Consider the following 8569-nt stretch of genomic DNA (forward strand, 5'->3'; position numbering starts at 1 on the left):
ACCCTACACCCTACACCCCATCACCCCACACCTCACTATGTTCAGGGGGATTAAGCTGGTAAAGCGTGACACAAAACTGCTAGAGTTACCAAAGACGAGTATATAAACTTTACAGATATTGTATGAGAGTTTTGGTTATTGGCGGAGACGGCTATTGTGGTTGGGCAACGGCACTCCATCTATCAAATAGAGGTTACGAAGTAGGCATACTTGATAGTTTAGTTCGTCGCTATTGGGACTTACAATTAGGCTGCGATACCTTAACACCGATCGCACCCATATCTCATCGGATTCAACGCTGGCAAGATCTGACGGGAAAATCGATCGATCTTTTTGTCGGAGATATTAATAACTACGACTTTCTGATTCAATCCCTGCGACAGTTTCAACCAGACACCATTGTTCACTTCGGAGAACAGAGATCTGCACCCTTCTCCATGATCGATCGCGAACACGCGGTTTTAACCCAAGTTAACAACGTGGTTGGCAATTTAAACATCCTCTACGCGATGAAAGAGGAATTTCCCGAAGCGCACCTAGTAAAACTGGGAACCATGGGTGAGTATGGCACACCGAATATAGATATTGAAGAAGGCTACATCACGATCGAACATAACGGTCGTAAGGATACTTTACCCTATCCCAAACAGCCCGGCAGTATGTACCATCTCAGCAAAGTCCACGATAGCCATAATATCCATTTTGCCTGTCGGATGTGGGGTTTAAAAGCCACAGATCTCAATCAAGGGGTGGTTTATGGAGTCCTCACCGAAGAAACGGGAATGGATGAGATGTTAATTAACCGTCTTGATTACGATGGGGTTTTTGGTACTGCTTTAAACCGTTTTTGTATTCAAGCAGCGATCGGTCATCCCCTAACAGTGTACGGTAAAGGTGGTCAAACGCGAGGATTTTTAGATATCCGCGATACCGTGGGTTGTTTGGAATTAGCGATCGCCAATCCTGCTCAATCCGGGGAATTCCGCGTTTTTAACCAATTTACCGAACTGTTTAGCGTCGGTGACTTGGCACTGATGGTGAAAAAAGCTGGTTCTGCGTTAGGGTTAAATGTGGAGATTAACAATCTTGACAACCCGCGCATCGAGTTAGAGGAACATTATTTTAACGCTAAGAACACAAAATTACTCGATCTAGGCCTACAACCTCACTATCTCTCCGATTCTCTCCTTGATTCCCTCCTAAACTTCGCCACCAAGTATAAAAATCGGGTAGATATGAATCATATCCTACCAAAAGTCACTTGGAAACGATAATTTATTAGTAAATGATAAGTTGAGGATGGGTTACTTGCCCATCCTTTGCGTTTTTCTAATGTATCGCCATCAAACTCGATCTTAATCCGCACTGATGGGAATTATTGTCGTCCGCGATTGCGGGAATTAGCGCGACGTTCCTGCATTAACTGGGAAAATTCCTTTCTTTGAGCGGGAGTTAAGACTTGACGAATTTCTAAAAAACTTTCAAATTGCAGGTTACTCATTTCTTGGCGATTCCGAGAGATTTGCTGATGTTTAGCACGAATATCTCGATCGGAGGCATTATTCGATAATAAACTATTTAATTCTTGTTCGTTGCTTCTCAGGGTTTCTCGCAACTGTTTGGTTTTTTCCTGATATTTCTGACGAATAGCGGCAACTTTCGACTTTTGCTCATCGGTAAGGTTCAATTGTTCAATTAGTCTTTCTCTAGAATTATCCATCCCACGGGGACGATTTTCAGGAGGTTGGGGAGAGCTAGTTTGAGCAATAAATAGACCATCTTGGGGATAGGATAGCACAGTGGCAGTGGGGACTAGGTTAGCGGCCAGAGTTAAAGCCATGGTTGTGCCGAGAATCGAGACAGTAGAAAAGTACATAATTGACCTTGACAAAGAAATTAAGGATTATAGGTAGAATAGGTGAGTTGAGGCTCGTTTAAGCTCATCCAAGGCGAACTATAAACGCTAGGAGCAGCAATCGGTGGAGCGATGCTATGGTTCCAACTGTCCACTAAAAAAGCTTCTAACTGCTCGTCAGAAATTTGGCCCAGTTGTGGATGAGGATCGGACCAACGATAGGAAGCAAAAATCAGCACAGATAAGGCAGTAATACCAGTTATCCACCCCAATAAAGGCGGCAATTTTGGGAAATTTACTGGCTTTTCTTCCCTAATCATTTGCATTAACTGTTTTTCTTCATCTATCGGTCGAGGTGGCAGCGATGGACGATAGCGACGCAGAAAATTAACCACTTTGTCATCTTCTGGGGACATTAGAGAACTCCTTGTTTTTGCAAAAATTGGCCCATGATTTTACGCGCATAATGAAGACGTGATTTCACCGTACCGAGGGGAATTTCTAAGATTTCGGCGATTTCCTTTTGGGGTAAGTCCTCTAGATCGTGAAGGACAAGGACAGCGCGATGTTCTAAACTGAGAATTTCTAACCCTTGTCGGACCACCTCCTCATAATGCAATTGCATCAAATCGGGACTATCTTGGGGACGGGATTCGCTATCAAGGGGGTTTTCCTGATCAGTGCTTTTGGCGATCCTCATTTGTCTTTTGGCTAATTGTCGCCGACCATCGATCGCCACATTGCAAGTAATCCGATAAACCCAAGTGGAAAAGTATTCAGGTGAACGCAATTTCGGCAACCCGTGCCACACTCTTAAAAATACCTCTTGGACAAAATCCTCTAGGAATTCCTGTCCACAGAGTTGATAGAGAGTAGAGCGGATTTTTGGTTGATAAAGACGGTAAAGGTGACGAAAAGCACCCCGATCACCCCTTTGACATTTTAAAACTAACTCTCGATCGCTCACACTTGTTTGCTTCTCGGTTATCACCTCGATCATTCCCCTCACCCCTAGCTACTTGTCCCTTTAGACTAGGGGGTATCAAGAATGGTTCATAACCAGTTATCAGTTATCAGTTACCAGTTATCAGTTATCAGCTTTTTTCTCCCCACACCCCACACCCCACACCCGATCACCGAGGGAGTAATTGTTGATAGAAATCCAATTGTTTTTGAGCGAGGGCTTTATTAGTATAATTGGTCATTACTCTCTGATAACCTCTCTGGCCTAATTCTTGAGCGAAGCTGGGATTATCTAAGAGAGTTTGTATAGATTTAGCTAGTGCTTCCCCATCTTTTTCGGGAAAAATTAACCCCGTATCAGCAATAACAAAGGGAATTTCTCCTGAATCGGAACCAATAACAGGAACCTGACAGGCCATAGCTTCAATTAAAACATGACCGAATTGTTCTTTCCAACCGACGGCCGTTAAAGTTTTGACCCGATAGGTGATTTCTGAAGGCAAAACTAAAGTGTTCATCAGGTTAATATAATTAACTACTTGATCGTGGGGAACACTTTCCACTATCATCAAGCGATCGCTTATTCCTGCGGCTGTAGCTTCCCTGACTATTTTATCTTTCAGGATGCCCCGACCTAACAGTAATAACTTCCACTTACCTGTTAATTTATTTACAGCTTTAATCAAGGTTAGAATGCCTTTTTCTTCCACAAAACGACCGATAAAACCAATCACAAATTCATCGCTTTCAATGCCTAAAGATCGGGCTAAATCGGGTTGCTTGCCAGGGGAAAAAAGGACTTCATCCACTCCTAATTGCGGTAAAACGGTGTATTTACCCCTGTAACCCCGTTCTTTTAAAACATCTACCCCGTCCTGATTACCGGCAATTAAACCATCGGTATTTTTCAGGTTATAAGCTTCTAACCAAGAGATGGGAAATTTAGGAGTATAGGGAAGATTCCACCAAGTAAAAAATACATTTTTAGCCCGGAGATTTAAGAGACGATTCAGAGTAATAAATTGTGCATAACCGAGAGATTTAGAACCCTGTTCCACTTGAATAATATCTGGTCTAAATTTTTGCAATAAAGAAATTATATCAATACCAAAAGTTAATAAAGCTTGGTTATTCTGGCTAAAATTAGATATAGGAATAACTCGGAAATTATTGGCTATTTTCGGTTGACTTTCAATGATTTTATTTTGGACTCCTCCCGGTTGCCAACGTTGGGGAACAACAATAGTAACTTCAATATTGGGATTTAATCTTGTCAGGGAGCGCAGTTTCTCACAGTTGAGATCAACTATATATGTATGACTAGCGACTAAAATTCTCATAGATTATCTAGTTTTGTATAAATTTGGCCATCATTCCAGAGGGACTTAACTTGGGTTTTCAGAGCATCCAGAAAACCTAAACCATAAAAAATTCCCCTAGAAAGAATTTTAATCGGGGAACCACCCTTATTACAGGGAGGATTGCCAAGAACGTGACAGTCAAATAATTTAGCATAGAGTCGCAATTGTTGCGCGGGAGTGAGATTTTTCAGAGCCATCAGAAAGTGATTATGATAAAAAGTCGTCTGATAACTCAGAGAACGAGTGCTAATATCATGACAGCCGCCAGTTTCTTCCCCTAAATGAACCAGATAAGCGGTGGGATCGTACCAGACATGATAGAGAGTCTGGCGTAACCTTAAGCAAAAATCCGATTCCTCGCGCACGGCACTGCCACGAAAGCGTTCATCGAACCAAATGCCGTATTTCGTAAATATATCCTTCCGGAAAGACATATTACAGCCCCGGGCCGAGATTACCTGCTGGGGTTTAGTGGTGTGGACAAGATCGATGTAATACCAAGCAATGCCGGGATCCATGGCTTGGGGGGGTAAAAAGTCGATTTCGTAGGGTTTGCCAGTATCTGTCACCATTTTTTGGGAGTCACCCAATTTCATGCGATCGAATACCCGACCGGCTACTACACCTATCTCAGGGTTCTTGACAAAATTCTCACCATGTGCTTTGAGATAATTATCCGGTAGCCGCACATCATCATCGATAAAAAGAACGATATCGCCCCGGGTGCGACGGACTCCATAATTTCTGGCACCGGGTAAACTCGCCCAATCCAGCCGATACCAGCTAATTTTGTGCTGATTAGCCAGATTTTCTAGATAGGATTGTATTTCGGGGCTGTGGGTAGCGGTTTGGTCGATAACCAATACCTCAAAATCGGGATAATCTTGTTTGAGCAGGTCATCGAGAGTATCTTTAAGAGGCTCTTCGCGTCGATAGGTGGGTATGATGACAGAAATCGAGGGAAAATTCATAGCAGTAATCAGTAATCAGTGATCACTGATAACTGATTACTGAAAGGGCTGATAGCTTATAGTAATTTTAAGCTAAAGAAACACCTTTGCGTTTAAAATTTAAGCCCTTTTTGGAGGATTTTGTTTCAGTTTCCCCCGCCAAAATTTTGGCTTCTTTTTCCTGTTTTTCGATCACGGGTAATTTAAAAATTACGCCCGCAAATATCCAGTAATAAACGCCCACAGGATCCGTATCGAGGGCATACCAATAGGGAAGATAGGCAACAAAGAGCAGCAAAACCCAATAACTACCGGCAAAACCCCGCAGAGTGGGATCTTTGAGGGAAAGATAGGTGCGGAAGGCCAGATAAACTAGATGGGTTATGAATATCATGTACAAGGCAAAACCAATGTATCCCAACTCGAATAAAATTTTACTGTGAAAGGTTTCCACGAAAGAAATATAACCGAAAAACCTAGCAGAAGATGTGGCCACACCGAGTCCACGACCTAAAATACCGCCCTGATTACGGATAGCAAAATCCAACTGTTCTTGAATAAAAGCGGTGGGGGGACTGTTTTGCCAACGGGCGACGGCACTATCGTAGCGTTGTTGGATAAAATCGGGGTTAAGGAAAGAAAAACCGACAGCTAGGAGTAAAGCGACGGAAAAAATGATCGGCAAAAATCTTTTTAAGTTAGCGATTTGTCCTGTAAGAATTGTCATCAGACCGACAATCATCGGTACAGCAAAGAAAGCTAATCTTTGCCCGGAGACCACTGCATTAATAAGAACTAGGGTTAAACCCACTAGGGCTGCTAGTCGCCATTTTTGAGAAATTTCACTAAAGGCACTGGCATAACAAATTACGGCACTAGAGACCAAAAACCAAGCCCAGTGCCAGGGAGAAACAAAAGTACCCGGTAGGCGGATCATATTTACTTCCGGACTATATATTAATGACCCACCAACCAAACACCTTGCCTCTAAGGTGGCTTTGAATAGTAAATCACCCACGTAGCCTCTAGTTCCTGCACAACGACCGGTTTTCAGCATCCAGTATTGCGTTAGCCCTAGTACACAACAAATAATCACTAAAGTCACTAAAAGACGACCAAAAAATAATAGGGTGGGTTTGTCTTTGATTAAGTAATAAGTGCAGAAGATCAAGGGGACATAACCTAGCAAAACTTTAAACCCTAATACTCCTTGCAGAAAAGTCTCACTTTCCCGACAGGGAAGTCCGACCAAACGGCCATCCCTAAAGATACTCATCCCAGCCACGGAATCGCAAGTAGGCAGAAATTGTCTCTGTAAATTGACGGCTAATAGACAGACTACACAGAAAACAAAGATTAATAATAGGGTTGTACCCAATTGTTTCGGGACAATAATCGGTAATCGCTTTTTTCGACATTCTAAAACTAAGGCGATTAAAGCGGGTAGATAAAAGATATCTTTACTTAGCTGGAGGATTGGAATACCCCCCAACCAATAGACGATAGTGCCAGTGAAGGGGACATAGATAATAAATGTCCAAAGAGCCGTACGAGGATAGCTAAAGGAGAAAACTCCTAAAATTAAGGCTAAACTTACTACAGCTCCTATCTTGGGATCAAACAATAAGCTGAGGGGTAATCCGATCAAAATTGCTACACAAATGGCAAAAACAATCAACCCTGTTAACTTTTGTTTCCTTTGCCTTTCTTCTTTTTTCAGGGCAAGTTTCTCCTTGATGTTAGGCGGGCGACTATCGGCTTTTGTTTCCCCTTGTTTATTCTTTTTTTTCTGGCGATCGATACTTAGTCCAGTCATAATTATCCCTTGCTAGGCTAGGCTAAGGGCATTATAATCCCTGTTCCCCTCGATCGACTACAAAAGATAGCTTCGCACCGCTTCCACTAGCCTTTCTGTCCAAAAACTGGCTAATTCGAGGGTTTCTGCTTCCACCATTACCCGAATTAACGGTTCTGTCCCGGAAGCTCGCACCAAAATTCGGCCTTTTTCTGCCATGGCTGTCTCAGCTTTGCGGATTTCTCGCCGCAAAGGTTCACATTGCTGCCAATTACGTCGCACTTCTCTATCTTCCACCCGCACATTGCGTAAAATCTGCGGATAGGTGACAAAGCTATGATCGACTAAATTAGCCAAGGAAACCCTCGATTTCTGCACTAAAACCGCTAGATGTAGGGCGGTTTGCATTCCATCCCCAGAAACTCCGTAATGATGGCAGAGAATATGGCCGGATTGTTCGCCCCCTAGCATGGCCCCAGTTTCCCACATTTGCGCCTGAACGTGCTGATCACCCACGGCAGTCCGCAAGAATTGACCCCCCAGTTTTTGCCAAGCGCGTTCAAAGCCTAAATTAGCCATCACCGTTGCTACTAATAACCCATCCGGTAGCTGTCCGGCTTCTAGGAGGGAACGACCCCAAAAATAGAGGATATAATCGCCATCTACTACTCTACCCTGACTATCCACGGCCATTACCCGATCAGCATCGCCATCGAAGGCAAACCCTAAATCCGCTTGCTGATTAATCACCGCAGCCTGTAAGCTTTCTAAATGGGTAGAACCACAATTAACGTTAATGTGATCGCCATCGGCTCGCTCGTGTAGGCAGATAACTTCCGCCCCCAAGGTTTGGAATACTAAAGGTGCTAGGTTAACGGCTGCCCCCCAAGCTAGATCTAAAACTATTTTTAATCCCGATAGGTTAATATCCGTCCCGACGGAATCAATCACAGCTTGATAATATTTTTGGATTAATTCGGGACAAAAAGTCGCTTTTCCCCAATTTTCTGGTTTATCTGCTAATTCTAAATTGCCCCTTAAACCCGCTTCTATCTGTGCGGCTAAACTGCCAGACAATTTTAAACCGCTGCCGTCAAAAAATTTAATGCCGTTATCTTCCGGAGGATTATGACTGGCAGAAATCATGATCCCCCCCATCGCTTCGCTTTCTCTGGTTAAATAGGCGACGCAGGGAGTGGGACATAATCCCAGTTGCCAGACTTCTATTCCCGCCCAAGTTAAACCCGCAGTGATAGCATTGGCTAACATATCACTGGAATTACGCGAATCTTGACCAATAATTACTGGTTTGGTGACACCAGCTTGATTTTTTAAGACCTGTCCCGCCCAAAATCCGATTTGTAGCGCTAGGGGGGCAGTTAATAATTCTCCCACTTGACCGCGAATTCCGTCCGTGCCGAACAGGGGTGATGACGGTAATTCGATCAAACCCCCTAAGGATAACAGGGGATGCGATCGAGCTTTTTGCCCATTTTGATACGATAGAGACGCTACCATGGCCGATTCCTTTCCTCACACAACACACTCAGAGAATAACATGATCGCCGATTTTTTAAAATCAATGTTCCCAGTTGACCTTAATCATCCTCCCGGAGTTCCTTACAGTGTGGGGTGTAGGGTGTGG

8 protein-coding genes are annotated in these 8569 nt (G+C 43.5%); 1 reads left to right on the forward strand and 7 read right to left on the reverse strand.

The annotated features are described in order from the left end of the window. The first annotated feature begins 122 nt into the window (after window positions 1–122). Window positions 123–1274: an NAD-dependent epimerase/dehydratase family protein gene (locus PN470_RS13185; RefSeq protein WP_272104653.1), complete on the forward strand. Its 1152-nt coding sequence runs from the start codon at window positions 123–125 to the stop codon at window positions 1272–1274. 101 nt (window positions 1275–1375) lie between these two features. Here PN470_RS13185 and PN470_RS13190 read toward each other — a convergent pair whose 3' ends face one another. The 7 genes from PN470_RS13190 to glmM form a co-directional block, all read right to left on the reverse strand. Further along, window positions 1376–1876, reverse strand: a complete 501-nt coding sequence (locus PN470_RS13190) for a Spy/CpxP family protein refolding chaperone (protein WP_002778683.1) — start codon at window positions 1874–1876, stop codon at window positions 1376–1378. 20 nt (window positions 1877–1896) lie between these two features. Next, on the reverse strand, window positions 1897–2271 hold the full coding sequence (locus tag PN470_RS13195) for a hypothetical protein (protein ID WP_272104654.1): 375 nt from the start codon (window positions 2269–2271) through the stop codon (window positions 1897–1899). Further along, window positions 2271–2855 (reverse strand): sigma-70 family RNA polymerase sigma factor, encoded by a 585-nt coding sequence (locus tag PN470_RS13200; RefSeq protein ID WP_016515867.1) that lies wholly within the window; start codon window positions 2853–2855, stop codon window positions 2271–2273. The genes PN470_RS13195 and PN470_RS13200 overlap by 1 nt, the downstream gene beginning before the upstream one ends. A 133-nt stretch (window positions 2856–2988) precedes the next feature. Next, window positions 2989–4158, reverse strand: coding sequence for a hormogonium polysaccharide biosynthesis glycosyltransferase HpsO (gene hpsO, locus PN470_RS13205; protein ID WP_271939418.1), 1170 nt, complete (start codon window positions 4156–4158; stop codon window positions 2989–2991). Further along, window positions 4155–5150: a hormogonium polysaccharide biosynthesis glycosyltransferase HpsN gene (gene hpsN / locus PN470_RS13210; RefSeq protein WP_272104655.1), complete on the reverse strand. Its 996-nt coding sequence runs from the start codon at window positions 5148–5150 to the stop codon at window positions 4155–4157. Before hpsN ends, hpsO begins: the two co-directional genes overlap by 4 nt. 67 nt (window positions 5151–5217) lie before the next feature. Next, on the reverse strand, window positions 5218–6945 hold the full coding sequence (gene hpsL / locus PN470_RS13215) for a hormogonium polysaccharide biosynthesis protein HpsL (protein ID WP_103112799.1): 1728 nt from the start codon (window positions 6943–6945) through the stop codon (window positions 5218–5220). 57 nt (window positions 6946–7002) lie between these two features. After that, window positions 7003–8442 carry a phosphoglucosamine mutase gene (gene glmM / locus PN470_RS13220; RefSeq protein ID WP_271939424.1) on the reverse strand — a complete coding sequence of 480 codons (1440 nt, stop codon included), beginning with the start codon at window positions 8440–8442 and terminating at the stop codon, window positions 7003–7005. Window positions 8443–8569: the final 127 nt, after the last annotated feature.

This window comes from Microcystis sp. CS-574, from assembly GCF_028329095.1.
In the GTDB taxonomy this organism is placed as follows: Bacteria; Cyanobacteriota; Cyanobacteriia; order Cyanobacteriales; family Microcystaceae; genus Microcystis; species Microcystis ichthyoblabe_A.